The organism is Nocardia sp. CC227C, assembly GCF_030767025.1.
Taxonomy (GTDB): domain Bacteria; phylum Actinomycetota; class Actinomycetes; order Mycobacteriales; family Mycobacteriaceae; genus Nocardia.
The window spans coordinates 163,749-183,830 of record NZ_JASITE010000004.1 but is presented as its reverse complement, the minus strand read 5'-3'; the positions used below and the strand labels follow the sequence as shown (position 1 = coordinate 183,830).

General features: G+C 69.0%; 19 protein-coding genes and 1 tRNA gene. 13 read left to right on the top strand and 7 right to left on the bottom strand.

Annotated features, from left to right (window positions below; all coding sequences use genetic code 11):
* Nucleotides 1-99: 99 nt before the first annotated feature.
* A complete protein-coding gene (locus QMO76_RS09375; RefSeq protein WP_306360801.1) occupies nucleotides 100-831 on the top strand; it encodes a DUF1906 domain-containing protein in 732 nt (243 codons plus the stop codon).
* Between the two features lie 7 nt (nucleotides 832-838).
* On the opposite strand, the gene QMO76_RS09370 is transcribed toward QMO76_RS09375, so the two are convergent.
* Nucleotides 839-1,213: a hypothetical protein gene (locus QMO76_RS09370; RefSeq protein ID WP_306360800.1), complete on the bottom strand. Its 375-nt coding sequence runs from the start codon at nucleotides 1,211-1,213 to the stop codon at nucleotides 839-841.
* A gap of 125 nt (nucleotides 1,214-1,338) precedes the next feature.
* On the bottom strand, nucleotides 1,339-2,121 hold the full coding sequence (locus QMO76_RS09365; protein WP_306360799.1) for a hypothetical protein: 783 nt from the start codon (nucleotides 2,119-2,121) through the stop codon (nucleotides 1,339-1,341).
* 298 nt (nucleotides 2,122-2,419) lie between these two features.
* Between QMO76_RS09365 and QMO76_RS09360 the strand changes: the two genes are divergently transcribed.
* Nucleotides 2,420-3,640, top strand: a complete 1,221-nt coding sequence (locus QMO76_RS09360; protein WP_306360798.1) for a mannosyltransferase — start codon at nucleotides 2,420-2,422, stop codon at nucleotides 3,638-3,640.
* On the opposite strand, the gene QMO76_RS09355 is transcribed toward QMO76_RS09360, so the two are convergent.
* Together QMO76_RS09355 and QMO76_RS09350 are read right to left on the bottom strand one after the other, a co-directional pair.
* On the bottom strand, nucleotides 3,582-3,875 hold the full coding sequence (locus tag QMO76_RS09355; protein WP_029931425.1) for a 4a-hydroxytetrahydrobiopterin dehydratase: 294 nt from the start codon (nucleotides 3,873-3,875) through the stop codon (nucleotides 3,582-3,584). The two genes, QMO76_RS09360 and QMO76_RS09355, sit on opposite strands and share 59 nt — an antisense overlap.
* A 74-nt stretch (nucleotides 3,876-3,949) precedes the next feature.
* A complete protein-coding gene (locus tag QMO76_RS09350; protein ID WP_081592687.1) occupies nucleotides 3,950-4,129 on the bottom strand; it encodes a hypothetical protein in 180 nt (59 codons plus the stop codon).
* Nucleotides 4,130-4,282: 153 nt separating this feature from the next.
* Between QMO76_RS09350 and typA the strand changes: the two genes are divergently transcribed.
* From typA to QMO76_RS09325, 5 genes are all read left to right on the top strand, one after another.
* Nucleotides 4,283-6,175 (top strand): translational GTPase TypA, encoded by a 1,893-nt coding sequence (gene typA, locus QMO76_RS09345; protein ID WP_306360797.1) that lies wholly within the window; start codon nucleotides 4,283-4,285, stop codon nucleotides 6,173-6,175.
* 554 nt (nucleotides 6,176-6,729) lie between these two features.
* Nucleotides 6,730-8,445 carry an ABC transporter family substrate-binding protein gene (locus QMO76_RS09340; RefSeq protein ID WP_306361134.1) on the top strand — a complete coding sequence of 572 codons (1,716 nt, stop codon included), beginning with the start codon at nucleotides 6,730-6,732 and terminating at the stop codon, nucleotides 8,443-8,445.
* Nucleotides 8,442-9,365 carry an N-acetyl-1-D-myo-inositol-2-amino-2-deoxy-alpha-D-glucopyranoside deacetylase gene (gene mshB / locus QMO76_RS09335; protein ID WP_306360796.1) on the top strand — a complete coding sequence of 308 codons (924 nt, stop codon included), beginning with the start codon at nucleotides 8,442-8,444 and terminating at the stop codon, nucleotides 9,363-9,365. The genes QMO76_RS09340 and mshB overlap by 4 nt, the downstream gene beginning before the upstream one ends.
* A 5-nt stretch (nucleotides 9,366-9,370) precedes the next feature.
* Complete coding sequence (locus tag QMO76_RS09330) at nucleotides 9,371-9,529, top strand: hypothetical protein (protein ID WP_306360795.1); 159 nt, start codon at nucleotides 9,371-9,373, stop codon at nucleotides 9,527-9,529.
* Nucleotides 9,526-10,023, top strand: a complete 498-nt coding sequence (locus QMO76_RS09325) for a hypothetical protein (RefSeq protein ID WP_306360794.1) — start codon at nucleotides 9,526-9,528, stop codon at nucleotides 10,021-10,023. The genes QMO76_RS09330 and QMO76_RS09325 overlap by 4 nt, the downstream gene beginning before the upstream one ends.
* Before the next feature lie 75 nt (nucleotides 10,024-10,098).
* Here the strand turns inward: QMO76_RS09325 and QMO76_RS09320 are convergent, their stop codons facing one another.
* From QMO76_RS09320 to QMO76_RS09310, 3 genes are read right to left on the bottom strand one after another with little or no spacing between them, the layout of a single operon-like run.
* A complete protein-coding gene (locus QMO76_RS09320; protein ID WP_306360793.1) occupies nucleotides 10,099-10,707 on the bottom strand; it encodes a hypothetical protein in 609 nt (202 codons plus the stop codon).
* Nucleotides 10,704-12,335, bottom strand: a complete 1,632-nt coding sequence (locus QMO76_RS09315) for a PH domain-containing protein (RefSeq protein WP_372341934.1) — start codon at nucleotides 12,333-12,335, stop codon at nucleotides 10,704-10,706. The genes QMO76_RS09320 and QMO76_RS09315 overlap by 4 nt, the downstream gene beginning before the upstream one ends.
* Nucleotides 12,332-12,838 (bottom strand): PH domain-containing protein, encoded by a 507-nt coding sequence (locus QMO76_RS09310; RefSeq protein WP_306360792.1) that lies wholly within the window; start codon nucleotides 12,836-12,838, stop codon nucleotides 12,332-12,334. Before QMO76_RS09310 ends, QMO76_RS09315 begins: the two co-directional genes overlap by 4 nt.
* A 127-nt stretch (nucleotides 12,839-12,965) precedes the next feature.
* Here QMO76_RS09310 and QMO76_RS09305 point away from each other — a divergent pair, with 127 nt between their 5' ends.
* From QMO76_RS09305 to QMO76_RS09280, 6 genes are all read left to right on the top strand, one after another.
* The gene (locus tag QMO76_RS09305; RefSeq protein WP_306360791.1) at nucleotides 12,966-15,626 is read left to right on the top strand and encodes a bifunctional FO biosynthesis protein CofGH; all 2,661 of its coding nucleotides are present in this window, start codon (nucleotides 12,966-12,968) and stop codon (nucleotides 15,624-15,626) included.
* A 373-nt stretch (nucleotides 15,627-15,999) separates the two neighbouring features.
* Nucleotides 16,000-16,437, top strand: a complete 438-nt coding sequence (locus tag QMO76_RS09300) for a MarR family winged helix-turn-helix transcriptional regulator (protein ID WP_306360790.1) — start codon at nucleotides 16,000-16,002, stop codon at nucleotides 16,435-16,437.
* A gap of 152 nt (nucleotides 16,438-16,589) precedes the next feature.
* Nucleotides 16,590-16,913 (top strand): ferredoxin, encoded by a 324-nt coding sequence (gene fdxA / locus QMO76_RS09295; protein WP_306360789.1) that lies wholly within the window; start codon nucleotides 16,590-16,592, stop codon nucleotides 16,911-16,913.
* A 9-nt stretch (nucleotides 16,914-16,922) separates the two neighbouring features.
* Nucleotides 16,923-18,029 carry a succinyldiaminopimelate transaminase gene (gene dapC, locus QMO76_RS09290; RefSeq protein WP_306360788.1) on the top strand — a complete coding sequence of 369 codons (1,107 nt, stop codon included), beginning with the start codon at nucleotides 16,923-16,925 and terminating at the stop codon, nucleotides 18,027-18,029.
* Nucleotides 18,030-18,119: 90 nt separating this feature from the next.
* Nucleotides 18,120-18,193 (top strand) — tRNA-Asp (locus QMO76_RS09285).
* 347 nt (nucleotides 18,194-18,540) lie between these two features.
* Nucleotides 18,541-20,064 (top strand): GMC oxidoreductase, encoded by a 1,524-nt coding sequence (locus tag QMO76_RS09280; protein ID WP_306360787.1) that lies wholly within the window; start codon nucleotides 18,541-18,543, stop codon nucleotides 20,062-20,064.
* The last annotated feature ends 18 nt before the right edge of the window (nucleotides 20,065-20,082 follow it).

Below are 20,082 nucleotides of genomic sequence, written 5' to 3'. Positions count from 1 at the left end.
GCGCACTGATGGCATGTCCCCGCCATCGGGGAAGGTGCGCCGGGCATGCCGCAGACTTTGCTCGATCAGGTTCGATCCATGGTGCGAAGGAGTTCTGCGATGCCCTATTCCGATATCGACCGCCGCGGCTTCCTCGCCCGCGCCGCCGCGCTCGCCGGTGGCGCGGCGGCCCTGGGCGTGGCCGGAGCCGCCGTGGCACCCACCGCCGCCGCCCGCACCTCCCTGGGCACGCTGCTCGACTACGCGGGCGGGGTGCCCGATGCCCGGGCCATCGCCGAGGCCGGACATATCGGCGTCATCCGATACGTCTCGGACCGGCGGCCGGGTGCGGAGTGGATGGCGGGCAAACCGCTGCTGGCCGCGGAGGTCGTGGCACTCCAGGCGGCGGGCCTGAGCGTCGTCTCGTGCTACCAGTTCGGGAAGGGGCCGACGGCGGACTGGCGCGGTGGATTCGAGGCTGGCATACAGCACGCCGAGCGGGGCCTGGAGCTGCACAACGCGGCGGGCGGACCCGATACCGCGCCGATCTACGCCTCCATCGACGATAATCCGAGCGAGGGCGAGTTCCACGACTTCATCGCGCCGTACCTGGAAGGCTGGGAAGCGGTGCTCGGTCGGGAGCGCACCGGCGTGTACGCGAATACGCCGACCATCGACTGGACGCGCGGCGCGGGGCTGGGTTCCTGGTTCTGGCAGCACAACTGGGGCACCCCGAAGGGGTTCGTGCACCCCGGGGCGCATCTGCACCAGTTCGAGATCGACAAGCGCACCGTGGGCGGCGTCGGCGTGGACGTGAACGCCGTGCTGGCGCCGGACTACGGGCAGTGGTGACGCGGTCCTAGGTCTGGGTGTGGTAGGTCGGGTCCTGCCGCAGATCCGGTTCGTCGGCGACCACCCGCAGCGCGGGACGACCCTCCGCCACGGCCGGGGCCGACGGGTCGCCGGCGGCGGTCCAGGCCGCGCGATTGCCGCGCCAGGAGAACATCGACCAGCTCGACAGGGCCGAGAACGCCGAGCCCAGGCTGCCGAACGAGCCAGCCGAGATGATCGACCCGAACGATCCCGCCGATCCGATGGACAGCACCGACCCCACGCTGCCGATGGACAGAATCGAGTACGACGAACCGATCGACAGGATCGAACCCTCCGACCGGATCGACAGCACCGACCGCCGCGAATGCAGTCCCCGCACAGTCTCTTTCACAGCCGTCATGTCCCCGGTCTACCACAGTCGCCCCGCGCCCGAAACATCCCGTTGAGCAGCCGGACCGGTCGGTTGTGACAGCAATGCCCGGGTGACCTAGTGTCACCCGGGCATCGTCGGTGTCGAGCGGGCGCTTACGCGACCGAGAAGAATCCGATGGTCGGCAGGAACGAACAGGTGATCGGCGCGGCTTCCGGATCGGCCTGGGTGGTCAGCGAACCGGCGACCACGGCGACCACGCGGCCGCTGCCGGTGTCGGCGATGGCCGAGAGGGTGGCCGGGCCGTCGGGGTTGATCTTGGCCTCGTCGGTCAGATTCAGCACGCCGGACTGCCGGGTGTCCAGGTTGACCCACTGCACGGTCATCGGCGGCTGCTGCACCTCGGTCGGGCTCTTGGTGCCCAGCGCGGTGAAGACGAAACCGGTCTGACCGGCCTGCGGGCCGGGCGGGGGCAGCTGCGCGGGGCCGGGGACGGCCAGTGCGGTGCCGATCGAGTCGGAGGACGGGCCGATGCAGCCCTTGCCGATCGTGGGCCACAGGAACTGCGCGATGACCGGGCCGTCCTGCGGGATGTCCGGGCCGCCGCCGCCACTGCCGTCCAGGAACTTGATGATCCGTTCCAGGGTCGACTTGATCTGCGGCGGCAGGTTCAGCGTATTCAGGATCTGCTTCGCTTGATCCAGGATGGCCTGTTGCGGTCCGGCGGCGATATCGGCAGGTCCGGCGGCGGCCCCGATGATGGCGGGCACCAGCGACGCGAGCGCCTCCACCGGCACGCCCTCGGGAATCACCGGAATCGTGGAGACGGCTTGGGGCGCGGGGGCGGGCTGGGCGGTCGCTGTGGGTACGGCAATGGTGGCGCAGGCCGCCACGGCCAGCGCGGTGATTGCGAACCGCGATCCTCGGGTGCGAAGCACTGGTGTTGCCGTCCTTACCTTCGGGTACATCTGTGGCGATGGGACATCGCTGCGCGACACTCTAAGTACCGGGCCGCCCTGTTGTACAGCCACGGTGTGATCTTGCTGTCTTCGATCGAATCACGCTATCGGACGGACGATCAAAAAGCCTGTTACGCATGGGGCCAGTGATACGAATGTTACATCTGAATCTGGTGTGGCGTGGGTTTTTCGAATCGGCGTCGCGATGCGGCGAAAATAGGGCCCGAAGCGCACCGCTAGTCTGGTGCATCCACAACTCGACCCGAAAGTCCGCGCTGTGACTCGACACTTCCGACTCGCCGTCGCGGCGCTGGTGTTCTCGGTGCTCGCGCGGATGCTGTGGATGTTGTTATCGCCGAACGGCATGAATCTCGTCGATCTGCACGTCTACGTCGACGGGTCGGCGGCGCTGCTCACCGATCATCTCTACGACTTCACGTATTCGAAGGAGACGCCGGACTTCCCGCTGCCCTTCACCTATCCGCCGTTCGCCGCGGTGGTGTTCTTCCCGCTGCACTACTTCCCGTTCACGGCGGTCGCCATCGGATGGCTGCTGGCCACCGTGGCGGCGCTGTACGGCGTGGTGCGGATCGGGCTCGAGCTCATTCTGGGCGAGCGGGCGCTGCGCGAGCCGCACTGGCGCACCGCGGCGGTGGCATGGACCGCGGTGGGCGTGTGGATGGAGCCGGTGCGCACCACCATCGACTACGGCCAGGTGAACGTCTTCCTGGTGCTGGGGGCCATGCTCGCGGTGCGCAGTGCGCGCTGGTGGGTCTCCGGCACCCTGGTCGGCCTGATCGCGGGCATCAAGCTCACCCCGGCCATTACCGGGCTGTACTTCGTGGCGCGGCGGCGCTGGGGGACGGCGGCGTGGTCGGCGGTGGTGTTCGCGGGCACGGTCGGGATCAGTCTGCTGATCAATCAGACCGAGGCGCGGCGGTACTTCGGCGAGCTGCTGGGGAACGCCGACCGTATCGGACCAGTCGGTTCGGTGTGGAATCAATCACTGCGCGGCACCATCAGCCGCATCCTCGGCCACGACGTGCAGACCGGCCCGTGGTGGATCGCGGCCGTGCTGGCGGTGGCGGTGCTTGGCGTCTTCGCCTGGCGCGCCCTGGGGCCGGACGACCGGATGGGCACGCTCGTCATCGTCGCGCTGTTCGGCCTGATGATCTCGCCCATCTCCTGGTCGCACCACTTCGTCTGGTTGCTGCCGACCGTGCTGTGGCTGCTCTACGGGCCGCTGCGCGCGGCGGCGGGCGCCCGGCTGCTGGCCGGGTACTGGCTGGTCACCACGCTCGTCGGGGTGCCGTGGCTGCTGTCCTTCGCGCAGCCCGACATCTGGACCATTCCGCGCCCGGCCGGTTACGCGTGGCTGGGCGCGGTGGACGTGGTGGGTGTGCTGGTGCTGTTCGGCTGGATCATCTGGGCGGGCCGGGTCAGCTCTGCAGCGTCAGCCGATCGATCTCGTGAGCCAGCGCCACATCCAACTGGGTGAGCCCACCCGCAGAATGGGTGGACAGCGTGAAAGTCACCCGCCGCCAGCGGATATCGATATCGGGATGGTGATTGGCCGCCTCGGCGGCCTGGGCGACGCGCCGGACCAGCTCGATGCCCGCGAGGAAGGACGGCGCTTCCACGGTGCGGGCGATGGACGCGCCGGTATGGGTCCAGCCGGGGAGGTCGGTGAGGGCCTTGGCGATGTCGTCGTCGGACAGCAGCTCGGTACTCATAGTCCCGGTCTACGCCTTCGATGCGGAGGATGGGCGGACTCGGGGAAAAAGATGCGGAGTCGCAGGGTGGGCGCTCACGCCGCGCGGGCGTGCTTGAGCGCCTTCTTCAGATCCTTGCCGCAGACGCCGGCGGCCTCGCACTTCTTCATGCGCATGATCACGACGGGGCATTTCAGGCAGCGCGTCTTCTTGCGACAGCACTTGTTCTTCGGCTTCAAGCTCGAGACGTGCTTGGCCTTCACCTTCTTTCCCACGTTGGTTAGCTTAACCTAAGTCGTACGCCTGAAACCTGTGGGTTCGGACTGCCGGTACGCTGTTATCCGGCCGTAGCCCCCATCGCCGAACGGTCGATGGCGCTCGTGTCGTCGACACGGCCGCACTACCCACTTGCACCAGGAGGATCAACCGTGTCGTCTGTCGAGTTCCGCAACGTCGCCATCGTGGCGCACGTCGACCACGGCAAGACAACACTTGTCGATGCCATGCTGCGCCAGTCCGGCGTCTTCGCCGAGCGCGCCGAGGTCGTCGACCGCGTCATGGACTCCGGTGACCTGGAGCGCGAGAAGGGCATCACCATTCTCGCCAAGAACACCGCGGTGCACCGGCACAACGCGGACGGCTCGGTCACCGTCATCAATGTCATCGACACCCCCGGCCACGCCGACTTCGGCGGCGAGGTCGAGCGCGGCCTGTCCATGGTCGACGGCGTCGTGCTGCTCGTGGACGCCTCCGAGGGCCCGCTGCCGCAGACCCGCTTCGTGCTGCGCAAGGCCCTGGCCGCCTCGCTGCCGGTGATCCTGGTGGTCAACAAGACCGATCGCCCCGACGCCCGCATCGAGGAGGTCGTCGAGGAATCCCACGACCTGCTGCTGGACCTGGCCTCCGACCTGGACGACGAAGCTTCCGAGGCCGCCGAGCTCGCGCTGGACCTGCCGGTGCTCTACGCCTCCGGTCGCGCGGGCGTCGCCTCCACCAAGCGCCCCGAGAACGGCACCGTGCCGGACGCGGAAAACCTCGACGAGCTGTTCGAGGTCCTGATGAAGTACGTGCCCGCGCCCAAGGGCGACGCCACCAAGCCCTTGCAGGCGCACGTCACCAACCTCGACGCCTCGCCGTTCCTGGGCCGCATCGGCCTGGTGCGCATCCACAACGGCACGCTGAAGAAGGGCCAGAACGTGGCCTGGATGAGCGCCGAGGGCACCAAGACCGTGCGGATCACCGAGCTGCTGAAGACCATCGGTGTCGAGCGGCAGCCCGGCGAGGAGGCCGTGGCCGGTGACATCGTGGCCGTCGCGGGCATCCCGGAGATCATGATCGGCGACACCCTCGCCGACGTGGACGACCCGGTCGCGCTGCCGCGCATCACCGTCGACGAGCCCGCCATCTCGGTGACCATCGGCACCAACACCTCGCCGCTGGTCGGCCGGGTGCAGGGGCACAAGCTCACCGCCCGCATGGTCAAGGCGCGCCTGGACCAGGAACTGGTCGGCAATGTGTCGCTGCGCGTGCTCGACATCGGCCGCCCGGACGCCTGGGAGGTGCAGGGCCGCGGTGAGCTGGCGCTGGCCATCCTGGTCGAGCAGATGCGGCGCGAAGGCTTCGAACTCACCGTCGGCAAGCCGCAGGTGGTCACCAAGACCGTCGACGGCAAGGTGCACGAGCCCTTCGAGGAGCTGACCGTCGACGCCCCCGAGGAGTTCCTCGGCGCGATCACCCAGCTGCTGGCCGCCCGCAAGGGCAAGATGGTGCAGATGAGCAACCACGCCGCCGGTTGGGTGCGCATGGAGTTCATCGTCCCGTCGCGCGGTCTGATCGGTTTCCGCACCGACTTCCTCACCGAGACCCGCGGCACCGGCATCGCCAACGCCGTCTTCAACGGCTACGCGCCGTGGGCCGGTGAGATCCGCGCCCGTCACACCGGTTCGCTGGTCTCCGACCGTGCCGGAACCGTCACCCCCTACGCCATGATCCAGCTTGCCGACCGCGGCCAGTTCTTCGTGGAGCCGGGTGCGGACACCTACGAGGGGCACGTCGTCGGCATCAACCCGCGCGCCGAGGACCTCGACATCAACGTCACCCGCGAGAAGAAGCTGACCAATATGCGCTCGGCCACCGGTGACGTGCTGGAAACCCTCGCCAAGCCGCTCCAGCTCGACCTGGAGGGCGCCATGGAATTCTGTGCCGGCGACGAATGCGTCGAGGTCACCCCGGAGATCGTGCGCGTCCGCAAGGTCATCCTGGGCGCCACCGAACGCGGCCGCGAAGCCTCGCGCCGCAAAGCCCGCGACCGCTCTGTTTAATTTGCCCTCCGCTGCGCTCCGGGCGGATTCGCGGCTGTGTTGATTTGCCCTCCGCTGCGCTCCGGGCGGATTCGCGGCGCTGGAGGTCCCGGTTCTTCCCTCCTCCGCTTCGCTCCCCCGCTCCGTCAGTCCAGAACCGGGACGCGCCGCGAATCGGGAGTGCGGCGGTTCGCGGTTCATCGTGGGCCGCGGGTCCGAAGGGCGGCTGGTCGAACAGCCCGTACGGCGCGGCGGATATTGTCATCGGCAGACCGGACTCGACAACCGATACAGACCGGACTCGACAACTGATTTCGCAAGGATGGGGGTAACTCATCGGGTACGTCCAGAACTGGCTGCGGCGGGCGACCGCCGCACGCCAACGCGATTATGTCGGCTCCCGAGTCTGGCCTGAGGATACGGGGAGGCGGACCAGCTACGTCCAGAACTGGCTGCGGCGGGCGACCGCCGCACGCCAACGCGATTGTGTCGGCTCCCGAGTCTGGCCTGAAGACGCGGGGAGGCGGGCAGGCGCGGGGAGGCGGGCAGGCGCGGGGAGGCGGGCTGTGTTCTTGATGGTGGCGGCCTGTCTGGGGGTCGCTACCGGGTGCACCGCGAATCCGCCGCCGCCCATCGAGAGCACCGACAGCCCCCAGACGACTCCGGCCAAGCCGAGCAATACGTCGGTGGTGGTGGCCATCGACGACATCGGGCTCGGGTTCAATCCGCATCTGCGCGCGCATCAGTCGCCCGCGGCGTCGGCGGTGGCGTCCATGGTGCTGCCCAGTCCGCTGCGGCCGGTGCCGAGCCCGGCGGTGCCGGGGGCGACCGACTGGGTATTGGACGAGGCGCTCATGGTGGCGGCGGATGTGACGGCGCAGGAGCCGTTCACCATCACCTATCAGATCCGCAACGAGGCGTCCTGGTCCGACGGCGCGCCCATCGCCGCCGAGGACTTCCAGTACCTGTGGCAGCAGATGATCGAGCAGCCGGGTGTGGTCGACTCCGCTGGCTATCGGCTCATCTCCGAGGTGGGCTCGTCGGCGGGCGGCAAGACGGTGACCGTCACCATGCGGGAGCCGTATCCGGCCTGGCGGCAGCTGTTCTCGAATCTGCTGCCCTCGCATCTGGTGAAGGACTCCGGGTTCGAGACCGGGCTCACCGACACCATCCGCATCTCGGGCGGACACTTCCGCATCAAGCAGACCGATCGCGGCCGCGAGGAGATCCTGCTGGAGCGCAACGACCGGTACTGGGGCACGCCCGCGGTGCCGGACCAGATCCTGTTGCGGCGCGGCGGAACTCCGGCGCAGGTGGCCGAATCGCTGCGTACCGCCGACGCGCAGATGGCGCTGGTGCGCGGCGGGGTGTCGTTGCAGGCGCAGCTGGCCGCCATCCCCTCGGTGCGCACCGCCACGAATCTGCAATCGCGCGAAATGGAATTGGTGCTCAACGGCCGCACCGGCGACCTGGCCGATCCCCGGGTACGCAAGGCGGTGCTGGGCCTGCTCGATCCGGTGCTGCTCGCCACCGTCGGCGCACAGACCGGAAGCTGGGTGGAACCGGTGCGGGCACAGGTGCTTTCGCCGTCGGATCCGGGCTACGCGCCCACCGCGCCGCCGCGCATCAGCCCGGAGGAGGCGTTCGCGCTGCTGGGTGAGGCCGGATTCGGGCGCGCGCCGGAACCGCCGCCGAACGCCTCGCCGACATCGCCCGCGCCGCAACCGCGCCCGGTCGTCAAGGACGGCAAGACGCTGAGCGTGCACATCGGCGCGGTCGAGGGCGACGCCGCCACGCTGGCCGTCGCCAATACCGCCGCCGACCAATTGCGCAGTGCCGGAATCGATGCCACGGTACGCAGCGTCGCGGCGGATCAGCTCTACGGCCCGGAACTCGTCGACGGCGGCATCGACGCCATCGTCGGCTGGGAGCGCGCCGGGGACGATCCGGCCACCGTGCTGGCCTCCCGCTACGGCTGCCCGCCCCCGCAGGCCCCCGAGGTCGACGGCGAGGACGTCCGCGCGGAGGCGGCCCGCAACGCACCGGCCAATCTGTCCGGCGTCTGCGACCCCACCCTGCAACCCGCCATCGACGCGGCGTTGCGCGGCGTGGACACCCCGCGGGTGATCGCCGACGCCGAACCCAGGCTGTGGGAGTTGGCCACGGTACTGCCGATCGTGCAGGACACACAGGTGGCGGCGTCCGGCCCGCGGGTGGACGGCGCGTCGCTGAGCGGGGCCATCCAGACCGGCATTTTCGGCGACGCGGCGAACTGGCGGCGGCTGCCGTGAGCGGGCACGCCACGGGCGGACTGCTGCTGGTGCACGCCCATCCGGACGATGAATCCATCACCACCGGCGGCACCATCGCGCACTACCGGCGACTCGGCGTGCCGGTGACCGTGGTGACCTGCACGCTCGGTGAGGAGGGCGAGGTCATCGGGGACCGGTGGGCGCGGCTCGTCGCCGATCAGGCGGATCAGCTGGGCGGCTACCGGATCTCCGAATTGACCAGGGCGCTGGCGGAATTGGACGCCGGGCCGCCGCACTTCCTCGGCGGCGCGGGCCGGTGGCGGGATTCCGGCATGGCGGGGACACCCGCGGCGCGGCATCCGCGGGCCTTCGTGAACTCCGGTGACGAGGCGGTCGAGGCGCTGGTGGCGGTGCTGCTTGAGCTGCGGCCGCGGGTGGTGGTCGGCTACGACCCGCGCGGCGGCTACGGGCATCCGGATCACATTCGCGCCCACCAGGTCACGATGGCGGCGGTGGAGGCCGCGGCCGGACGCGGCTGGGATGTGCCCAAGACCTACTGGACCGTCACCGACGCCGAGGTGTTGCGCATGCACACCGAGGCGCTCAAGCGGCGCACGGTGGATCAGCTGCCCGGTGCGCTGCCGAGCGGATGGCGGCTGCCGCACGACGACGAACTGGCCTGCGTACCCGGTGAATCCGTCACCACCACCGTGGACGTGGCGCGGGTGCTGGCCGCCAAGCGGGCCGCCCTGCGCGCGCACGCCACCCAGGTGGCCGTGGCGCCGTCGGGCCGGGAGTTCGCGCTCTCCAACGATATCGCCCAGCCGGTGCTGCCGGAGGAGCATTACATTCTGGTGCGCGGCCGGCGCGGCGACTCCGGTCCGGACGGTCGCGAGCACGACCTGTTCGCGGGTTTGCCCGACATGCTCGATCCGATTCCGAGCCGGATGGGAGACTGATCGCCATGTACAACTGGAGTATCCAGAACATGATCGCCGCCTTCGTGGAGAGCCAGCGGCCCCACTTCGAGGCGCAGCACGAGCTGTATCTCCACGCGCTGTACACCTTCGTCGACATGCAGAGCCACCTGTTGGAACTGCTCGGCTTCCCGCCGGTGCCGTGACCGCGGCGCTCGGTACCGCCCCGCGCCTCGGCCGGCTGTCGCAGCGGAACTGGCTCAATGGCGTGATCGCGGCGCTGCTGGTGCTCGACGGTGTCGTCACCCTGGTGCTGGAGGCGCTGTTCCTGCCCGTCTACCTGGGCCACGCCGAGGTGGCGGCATCCCATCCGTCGACGACGCAGGCCGCGGCGTCGGCCGCCGACCTCACCGCGGGGGCCATACCCTTCCCGGTCACCGCGCTCATCGCGGCGGTGGTGAACGTGCTGCTGCTCGAGGGCATGTCGACGATCACCGACCGGCTCGGCCTGATCGCCCTGCCGCTGACCGCCTGGACCCTGTCCTACCTGCTGCTCACCTTCGGCGGCCCCGGCGGCGACGTGCTGTTCGTCAACGACTGGCCCACCTTGGCCCTGCTGGTCTGCGGTCTGCTGCCCGCCGGGCTGTATCTCTACTACCTCGCCAACCTCCGCGCGATCGGCACGCCCCGGCCGAACTGACCGACCCCGCCCGCGGTTCGGCGCGGCCACCCGGCGAACGCGGCAGTGTGCGGAAGTTCGTTCGGGCGGGAGCAATCAGCGGCCGTGCACCGAGGTCGGCAAGATCCGCGTCACCCGCATCCGGTCGCCGTCGAAGGTCGTCGTCTCGTAAGCCTGGCCGTTCGTCTCGGCGATGCCGATCGTGTCGTCCCCGACGAACGATGCGCGCGCCGGGCAGGGGCCCTGGAACCGTTCCCACACCAGGGTCTGCCTGCCGAGTATCGCGCCGCGTTCCCGAAGCATGACCCGGCACGAGGGGTCTATTCCCCCGAGTGACTCCATGGCGGTCTCGAATCGCCCATCAGGACTCACTTCGATGGCCACGACCTCGCTGTCGTCGTCGAAGAACATCGCCACCACCAGCGCCGTACCCCAGAGGAGCAGCGTCGCCGAGGCCAAGACGGAAACGAGTGTGGCCCGTACCCACATGCGGCGTGGCGCGGGCCTCGCGGCGGCGTCGAACCCGAGGGCGACCAGCGTCGCCGTCCAACATGCGGGCAGAGCCCACGCCGGAACCCAGCCGAACTGGTAGTAGCGATCCGACAGACTCCACGCGGCTGCCGCCGCGATTCCCGCCACCAGCAGTGCGAGAGCCGCGAACAGCCACCATCGGGGCCGCTCGCTCGCTTCCGTGCCGCCCGTCATCGCGCGCCCAATCGCCCCGGCGTGACCGCCTCGATCAGCGCCCAGGCGCGGTCGATCGGGATGTCGACGACGTGGTAGTGCTTCTTGCCCGCGGCGGTGGCGGCGGTGATGGTGGACAGGCCGACGCGGCGCTGGAACCAGGTCTGGGTGACCGTCCAGCCGATGATGCCGGGAGCCTCCAGGCAGTCGCGGTCGCGGTCCAGGGAGCCGCTGCGGGTGATGAGCCAGGTGGGATTGTTCTCGGCGGCGGGAATGACGGCGTGGCCGAGGCCGCGGTAGCGGTCCCAGGCCAGCGCGACCGCGAGCAGGGCGGCCAGGGCCAGCAGGATCCAGGACCACGGCGGCAGCGGACGCACCGCGAGGGCGAAGACCGCCATGGCCGCGGCGGCGATGAGCACCGGGCTCAGCGCGCGGGTGTAGCGGCGGCGGCGGGCGGCGGGGCCGTGCGGGACCAGAGTGACCGTGCTGGGCGCGGATTCGCCGAGCAGATGGGCGAGGGTGCGGTCCACGGCGGCGCGGGGAGCCTGGGGCAGGATCTTCTGCCGGGGATCGGTGCCGGTCATGACCGCCTCGAGTTCCGCCGCGCCCGCCAGGCGCAGCAGCAGCGGCTCGTTGACGGTGGCCCCGCGCAGCCGGGCCAGGTCCAGGGTGATCTGGCGGGTGGTGAACAGTCCGTGGCGGATGTGCAGGGTGGTGCCGTTGTCGTGCACCTTCAGGCCGAAATAGGTTGCCAGGTATCGCCCGCAGGCGGCCAGGCTCACCACCGCGATCAGAGCGAGGGCCAGTCCGACCACCACCGCCGTCAGAAACCACCGCCCGCGGTCGTCCAGGCTGTCGACCGTGTCCGAATCGACGGTCACCCGAGCGAAACCGAATTGGAAGGCCAGGCCGACCACGGGCGCGATGAGCGCGAAACCGGTGAGCGACAAGGGCGCGTAGCGCACCCACTCCGGCCGCCAGTGCGCGATCTCGACACCCGTCTCACGGTCGGCCGCCGGACCGTCGTCCTCCGCCCCCGGAACCCGCTGTGCTGCGGCGGCTTTCGCCGTGTGCGCGAGCAGTTCGGCGCGCAGACCCGGCACCAGCCGGGCGTCGAGCGAGTCGAGTTTGAAGCCCTCGCCGCGCTCGGCCTGCTGCCCGGTGCCGATCTGCAGGACGGCCAGGCCCAGAATCCGGTGCAGCACATCGGCTTCGATATCCACCGAGCGGATCCGCGAGCGCGGCACCGCGAGCTTCTTGCGTTCGATCAGGCCCGTGCGCAGTTCCACATTGTCCGGGCCGATGCGGTAGGTGGTGGTGAACCAGCGGGTGACGGCGATGCCGACGATGAAGGTCAGCGCCAGCAGCGCCCACATCGGATTCTCGCTCTGCGCACTGCCGATCACCGACGCGATGAGCACCGGGATGTATCTCACCGTCTCGGTGAGGGGATGCACCAGCAGCATGCGCTTGTCCAAACGCTGCCACGGGGTTTCGAGCGGGGAAGCCACCACGGCGGATGCGGCTGTGCCCGCCGGACTCTCGCTGCGCTCGGCTGTGCGCGCCGGACTCTCGGCGCGCTCGGCTGTGCTCTGCGAGCCCTCGCCGCGCTCGGCTGTGCCGTCCACCCGCTCGCTGCGTTCACTCATGTCGCGTCCCCGCGATGTCTGGCCGCGATCTCGGTCAGCTTCTCCACCGTCTCCTCGGCGACGGGCAGGTCGAGCGCGTCGATGGTGACCGCGCCCGCCGAGGAGGCCGTGGTGACCGTGACCGTGGCCAGTCCGAGTAGCCGCTCCAGCGGTCCGCGCTGGGTGTCCACCGTCTGGATACGGGTGATCGGCGCGACCCGGCTCTCCTGCGTCAACCACCCGGTACGGGTGTACACGGCCTCGTCGGTGATCTCCCAGCGGTGCACGGTGAACCGCCACAGCGGCACCACCGCGATATTGAAGGCGGCGGCGAGCACGATCACGATCAGCGCCGCCGACTGCCAGCCGCGGCGGTCGGGATCGAGCACCGCCCACACGATCAGGCCGAGCAAGGGGAATGCCCAGCTCAGGGCGGCTGCCAGGGACCACAGGAGTTTCGCACGCGGGCTGGGACGCCACGCGGGGTCGGCCATGACGCCGCCGGTGCGCAGGGGCTGGGACATGTCCGCCATGCTTCCATGTCCGCGTGCGACGGGGGCGGACATCTTTTGTTCGGTGGAATAGTGCGCCGTGGCCCCCGGTTGTCCCCCCGCATAGACACCCGAGTCGGACCACGCGGACGGATGGCGCATGATCGAGGACGTGACGGATCTACCGAACCCGAGTCTCCCCTCGGTACCGCAGGGCTCACCGGCCGCGGGACCCGGCGGTGCCGCAGGATCGTCCCCGGTGGCGCCGAGCGCCTCCGCCATGCGCCGGGCGCTGCGCCGCGCCCGCGACGGGGCGACGCTCAATCTCGACGAGGCCGTGGTGCTGCTGCACGCGCGCGACGCCGACCTCGACGATCTGTGCGCCACCGCGTCGCGGGTCCGGGACGCGGGGCTGCGCGACAGTGGGTACGCGGGCGAGGTCCTGCCGATCACGTACTCGCGCAAGGTGTTCATTCCGCTCACCCGCCTGTGTCGGGACAAATGCCACTACTGCACGTTCGTGACCGTGCCGGGCAAGCTGCGCGCCGCCGGCCACGGCATGTACCTGGAACCCGACGAGGTGCTCGACATCGCCCGTCGTGGGGCCGAATTGGGTTGCAAGGAAGCGCTTTTCACCCTCGGCGACCGTCCGGAGGAGCGCTGGCCGGAAGCGCGGCAGTGGCTGGACGAGCGCGGCTACGACTCCACCCTGGACTACGTGCGCGCCATGTCCATCCGCGTGCTGGAGGAGACCGGCCTGCTGCCGCACCTCAATCCCGGCGTGATGACCTGGGCGGAGCTGTCGCGGCTCAAGCCGGTCGCGCCGTCCATGGGCATGATGCTGGAGACCACCTCCACCCGCCTGTTCACCGAGAAGGGGCAGGCGCACCACGGCAGCCCGGACAAGGATCCGGCGGTGCGGCTGCGCGCGCTCACCGACGCGGGCCGCCTGTCGGTGCCGTTCACCACCGGCATTCTGGTGGGCATCGGCGAGAACCTGACCGAGCGGGCCGAATCCATTCTGGCGATTCGCAAGGCGCACAAGGCATTCGGTCATGTGCAGGAGGTGATCGTGCAGAACTTCCTGGCCAAGTCCGATACCGCCATGCGCGACACCCCCGACGCCGATCTCCAGGAGTTCCGGGCCACCATCGCGGTGACCCGCATTCTGCTCGGACCCAAGATGCGGGTGCAGGCGCCGCCGAATCTGGTCTCGCTGGACGAATGCCGCGCACTGCTGGCCGCCGGGGTGGACGACTGGGGCGGGGTGTCGCCGCTGACCCCCGACCATGTGAATCCGGAGCGGCCGTGGCCGAATCTGGAGGTGCTGGCGCAGGTCACCGCCGACGCCGGGTACGAACTCACCGAGCGCATCACCGCGCATCCGAAGTACGTGCTGGCCGGGCATCCGTGGATCGATCCGCGGGTGTCGGCCCATGTGGCGGCGCTGGCCGATCCGAAGACCGGGCTGGCGCGCCCCGACACCACGCCGACCGGGCTGCCGTGGCAGGAACCCGACCACGACTGGGAGTCGGTGGGCCGCATCGATCTCAACACGGCCATCGACTCCGAGGGCCGCAATACCGAATCCCGCAGTGACTCCGCGCTGTCCGACGACGGGCTGGGGGCGTTCGGCGACTGGGAGACCATTCGCGAGCAGGTGCACGAACTGGCCGCCGTCGCGCCGGAACGCTTCGACGCCGATGTGATGGCGGCGCTGCGGGCGGCCGAGCGCGATCCGGCGGGGCTGACCGACGACCAGTACCTGGCGTTGGCCACGGCCGACGGTGCGGCATTGGAGGCGGTCACCGCCTTCGCCGACCAGTTGCGCCGCGATGCCGTCGGCGACGATGTCACCTACATCGTCAACCGCAATATCAACTTCACCAATATCTGCTACACCGGCTGCCGGTTCTGCGCCTTCGCGCAGCGCAAGGGCGACGCCGACGCCTTCACCCTGAGTTCGGACGAGGTCGCCGACCGCGCCTGGGAGGCGTGGGTGGAGGGCGCGTCCGAGATCTGCATGCAGGGCGGCATCGATCCGGAGCTGCCGGTCACCGGGTACGCGGATCTGGTGCGCGCCATCAAGCGCCGGGTGCCGGAGATGCATGTGCACGCCTTCAGCCCCATGGAGGTGGTCAACGGGGCCTCGCGTGGCGGGCAGAGCATTCACGACTGGCTCGCGGCGCTGAAAGAGGCTGGGCTGGACACGATTCCGGGGACCGCCGCCGAGATCCTGGACGACGAGGTGCGCTGGATTCTCACCAAGGGCAAGCTGCCCACCTCGGCCTGGATCGAGGTGATCACCACCGCGCACCGGCTGGGCATCCGCTCCAGCTCCACCATGATGTACGGGCACGTGGACAATCCGAAGCACTGGGTCGGGCATCTGCGGGTGCTGCGCGGAATCCAGGACGAGACCGGCGGTTTCACCGAATTCGTGCTGCTGCCCTTCGTGCACCAGAGCGCACCGCTGTACCTGGCGGGAGCCTCGCGCCCCGGCCCCACGGTGCGCGACAACCGCGCCGCGCACGCCCTGGCCCGCATCATGCTGCACGGCCGCATCGCCAATATCCAGACCAGCTGGGTGAAGCTCGGCACCACCGGCACTCAGCTGATGCTGAACGGCGGCGCGAACGACCTGGGCGGCACCCTCATGGAGGAGACCATCTCCCGCATGGCCGGTTCCGAGCACGGCTCGGCCAAGACGGTGGCGGAACTCACCGAGATCGCGACGGGCATCGGCCGCCCGGTGCGCGAGCGCACCACCACCTACGGCACCCCGCCGCGCCGCTCCCCGGTGTCCCTGCCGGTGAGCTGACCCGCCGTGCTGATACCGGTTTCGCGGCCGTGCGCCGGTGTCAGCGGCATTCGTTGCGGCAGGACGGATTTCGGTCGGTGGCGGTCCGCGGGACAGTGGGAGATCCGGGTCGGGCCGTGACCAGCTCGGTCCGGTCCCGGTTCCGCAGGTACACCGCGACCCCGACACCCGCCAAGGTGAGGGCCGCGCCGATCAACGGGAGTGCCCGCAGGCCCGGACCGTCGGCGATGACCCAGCCGCCGACGCGTCCGGCGAGGGACGACGAGTGTGAGGGAGAGAACAGGAAGTCGCACAGCCGCCCCAAGTAGTTATAACTCGAATGATTTGAACTAGAACTATCACAGTTCGAATGAATGGCGCTAGACTCGACGGCATGGGTGGGCGAGAGACCGGCGTGGATCGGGAAATCGACCGTGACGTGTGCAAATTGGTGCACTCGTTCGCCCACCGGCTCGACGTTCACGTGCGCCGCGCGGCGGAGGACCTCGGGCTGACTCCCACACAGGTGATCGCCCTGCGGGAGCTGTCCGAACCCGTCACCGCGCGCGAACTGGCCGTTCGAATGTCGTGCGAGCCGTCGAATGTGACCTTCGTGGTGGATAGGCTGGAGGCGCAAGGATTGGTCGAGCGCACCCCGCACCCGACCGACAGGCGAGCCAAACGACTCGAACTCACCGCCGCCGGGCAGCGCAGCCGGAACGCGGTGCTGACACGACTGGAGAGCGGATCGCCACTGACCGGACTCGGCGTCGAGCAGCAGCGGGAATTACGCGAACTGCTGCGACTGTTGGTGGCGTCGGAGGACCCGTGACGAGTACGACCGTGCCGGTCGGCTCACCCGAAGTCGGTGGGATAGCATTCGCGCCAAGTTAGGGCAGGCTGGCCAGTAGTAATGTTGGGGCGCCGGGATACTGTTTCGCGGGCGGAGTATCCCGCATGTGAGGACAGACTAGGAGAACGGCAGTGCCGTACATCATCGCTGAACCGTGCGTTGACGTGAAGGACAAGGCGTGCATTGAGGAATGCCCCGTGGACTGCATCTACGAGGGCGGCCGCATGCTGTACATCCAACCGGACGAGTGCGTGGACTGTGGTGCATGTGAGCCGGTGTGCCCGGTGGAGGCGATCTTCTACGAGGACGACACCCCGGATCAGTGGAGTGGCTACGTCAACGCCAATGTCGAGTTCTTCGACGATCTCGGCTCGCCCGGTGGTGCGACCAAGGTCGGCAAGGTCGACTACGACCCGCCGTTCATCGCCGCGCTACCGCCGATGGCCAACGAGTAGGCAGCCCACTTGAGCGCGCGTGGCCGGGTCAGCTCGCTGCTGCCCGATTTTCCCTGGGACACCATCTCTTCCGCCAAGGCTCGGGCCGCCGAGCATCCCGGCGGCATCGTCGACCTGTCGGTGGGCACGCCCGTCGACCCGGTGGATCCACTGATCCGCGCGGCGTTGTCCTCGGTGGCGGAGATACCGGGTTATCCGACCACGCACGGCACCCCCGAATTGCGTGCGGCCGCCGTCGAGGCGCTGAAGCGGAGGTTCGGCGTCACCGGCGTCGGACCCGCCGCCGTGCTGCCCGTCATCGGCACCAAGGAGCTGATCGCCGGGCTGCCGCGCCTGCTCGGGCTCGGCGCGGCGGACTTGGTGGTGATTCCCGAGGTCGCGTACCCCACCTACGAGGTGGGCGCGCTGCTGTGCGGCACCCGAATCCTGCGCGCGGACGGCGTGACTCGGCTCGGCCCGGAAGCGCCCGCCCTCATCTACGTGAACTCGCCGTCGAATCCGACCGGCAAGGTGCTCGGGGTCGAGCATCTGCGCAAGGTGGTGCGATTCGCGCGGGAACGCGGTGCGATCGTGGCCTCGGACGAGTGCTACCTGGGCCTGGCCTGGGAGGGGCGGGCGGTATCCATCCTCGATCCCGACGTGTGCGATGGCGACCACACCGGCCTGCTGGCCATCCATTCGCTGTCCAAGACCTCTAATCTGGCCAGCTACCGCGCCGGATACGTGACCGGTGACCCGGATCTGGTGGCGGAACTGCTGGAGGTGCGCAAGCACTCCGGCATGATGCTGCCCTACCCGATCCAGGCCGCCATGACCGCCGCGCTGGCCGACGACGAACACGAGGCGCGGCAGCGGGAACGCTACCGGGTGCGCCGCGAGGTGCTGCGAAAGGCTTTGGTGGAGGCGGGATTCCGCATCGACCATTCGGAGGCCGGGCTGTACCTGTGGTGCACGCGCGGGGAGCCGTGCCGGGTCACCCTGGACCGGCTGGCCGAGCGCGGCATTCTGGCCGCTCCGGGAGAGTTCTACGGTCCGCTGGGCGCCGAATACGTGCGCATCGCGCTGACCGCGACCGATGAGCGCGTCGCGGCCGCCGCGGCACGTCTCGTCGAGTAGCGGTCTGGTCTTCCGACCAGCTGATTTCCTCCGGTGTCGGCCGGCGTGATAGCGTTTCCACGCGGTCGGCCCGAGGGTCGGCGCGAGTAAGGCCCTGTGGCGCAGTTGGTTAGCGCGCCGCCCTGTCACGGCGGAGGTCGCGGGTTCGAGTCCCGTCAGGGTCGCTGCGCCGCCTCTCCGCATATTTTGCGGGCGGCAGAGAGCCGCTGCTCGTTCCGCACCCGTGCCTGCGGTCGAATTCACCCCGATTCTGGGCGTGCCCGACGAGTTACCCTCTCCTTCCGAAATCAGGCGTTGCGTCGGAATATTTCCGGTTTGTCCGGATAAGGTCACGCGCCGGTGTTTCGCATCGCTATAACAGGTTCCCATCTACGACTCGATGAGGAGCCTGGGTTTGTCTGTTCGCACCTATGAAATGCCTGTTGGTGGTCGGTTTGGGCGGGGGGTGAGCAGGCGCGGGTTTCTAGCTGCAACGGGTTTCACTGTTGCTGCCGCGCTGGTGGGGAGGTCCATGACGCGGGCGCTGGCCGCGCCGCTGGCGGACGGGGAGACGATTCCCGCGCTCGTCATCGGCAGTGGATACGGGGGAGCGGTGGCCGCGCTGCGGCTGGCGCAGGCGGGAGTGGAGACCACCGTGGTCGAAATGGGGAAGTCCTGGGATACGCCCGGATCCGACGGCAAGATCTTCTGCCCGGTGCTGAAACCCGACGGCCGCTCGTACTGGCTGCGCGACCGCACCGACCAGCCCATCGGCTATTTCGTCGGCGGCGACTACAACAAGGACATCGAAAGGTATACCGGCGTCCTGGATTCCGAGCACTTCGGCGGCATCCGCGTCTACCAGGGCCGGGGTGTGGGCGGCGGCTCGCTGGTCAACGGCGGCATGGCGGTGACGCCCCGGCGGGAGCACTTCGCGGACATCCTGCCCTCGGTGAACGCCGATGAGATGTACAACGTCTACTACCCGCGCGCCAACAGCGGTCTGGGTGTGAACCACATCGACGAGAACTGGTTCTCCTCCGCCGAGTGCTACCAATTCGCACGGGTGGGCCGCAAACACGCGGAGCGCTCCGGCTTCGCCTGGACCTTCGTGCCCAACGTATACGACTTCGAATACATGAAGAAGGAGCAGGCGGGCACCGTCACCCGCTCCGCGCTGGACGGCGAGGTCATCTACGGCAACAACCACGGCAAGCGGTCACTGGACAAGACGTATCTGGCCGCGGCCACCGGCACCGGAAAGGTCCGCATCACCCCCCTGCACGTGGTGACCGCGGTATCCCCGACCGAGGGCGGCTACCGGGTCGAGATGAACCAGATCAACACCTCCGGCGCGACGGTGGCGACCAAAGCCGTTGTGGCGCAGAAGGTGTTCTTCGCGGCGGGCAGCATCGGCACCTCGAAGCTGCTGGTCGCCATGAAGGCGCAGGGGAAGCTGCCCGACCTGCCCGACGCGGTCGGCGAGAAATGGGGCAACAACGGCAATGTCATGGTGGGCCGGGCCAACCACATGTGGGACGGCACCGGGAAACTGCAATCCAGCATGCCGTGCCTTGGCATCGACAACTGGGCCGACACCGGCGGTCCGGCCTTCGCGGAGGTCGCGCCGTTCCCGGCCGGGCTGGAGACCTATGTCAGCCTCTATCTCGCCATCACCAAGAATCCCAACCGCGCCCGGTTCACCTTCAACTCCGGCACCGGCAAGGTCGATCTGAACTGGCAGACCTCGCAGAACCAGTACTCCATCGACGCCGCCAAACGCATCTTCGACAAGATCAACAAAAAGGAGGGGACGATCTACCGGACCGACCTCTTCGGCGTGTACAAGACCTGGGGCGACGATCTCACCTACCACCCGCTGGGCGGTTGCGTGCTCGACGAGGCCACCGACAATTACGGCCGCCTGCCCGGCTACGCCGGTCTCTACGTCATCGACGGATCGCTGATACCGGGAAATACCAGTGTGAATCCCTTCGTCACCATTACCGCACTGGCCGAACGCAATATCGAGAACATCGTCGCGAACGACCTGTGAGTCGGGAGCGTCCACGGC

Excerpts from the sequence above, each read along its gene's own strand:
- QMO76_RS09375 (WP_306360801.1), top strand. The coding sequence starts at position 100 with ATGCCCTATTCCGATATCGACCGCCGCGGCTTCCTCGCCCGCGCCGCC.
- QMO76_RS09370 (WP_306360800.1), bottom strand. The coding sequence starts at position 1,213 with ATGACGGCTGTGAAAGAGACTGTGCGGGGACTGCATTCGCGGCGGTCG.
- QMO76_RS09355 (WP_029931425.1), bottom strand. The coding sequence starts at position 3,875 with ATGAGTACCGAGCTGCTGTCCGACGACGACATCGCCAAGGCCCTCACC.
- QMO76_RS09340 (WP_306361134.1), top strand. The coding sequence starts at position 6,730 with ATGGTGGCGGCCTGTCTGGGGGTCGCTACCGGGTGCACCGCGAATCCG.
- QMO76_RS09330 (WP_306360795.1), top strand. The coding sequence starts at position 9,371 with ATGTACAACTGGAGTATCCAGAACATGATCGCCGCCTTCGTGGAGAGC.
- QMO76_RS09320 (WP_306360793.1), bottom strand. The coding sequence starts at position 10,707 with ATGACGGGCGGCACGGAAGCGAGCGAGCGGCCCCGATGGTGGCTGTTC.
- QMO76_RS09315 (WP_372341934.1), bottom strand. The coding sequence starts at position 12,335 with ATGAGTGAACGCAGCGAGCGGGTGGACGGCACAGCCGAGCGCGGCGAG.
- QMO76_RS09310 (WP_306360792.1), bottom strand. The coding sequence starts at position 12,838 with ATGTCCCAGCCCCTGCGCACCGGCGGCGTCATGGCCGACCCCGCGTGG.
- QMO76_RS09305 (WP_306360791.1), top strand. The coding sequence starts at position 12,966 with ATGATCGAGGACGTGACGGATCTACCGAACCCGAGTCTCCCCTCGGTA.
- QMO76_RS09300 (WP_306360790.1), top strand. The coding sequence starts at position 16,000 with ATGGGTGGGCGAGAGACCGGCGTGGATCGGGAAATCGACCGTGACGTG.
- QMO76_RS09280 (WP_306360787.1), top strand. The coding sequence starts at position 18,541 with ATGACGCGGGCGCTGGCCGCGCCGCTGGCGGACGGGGAGACGATTCCC.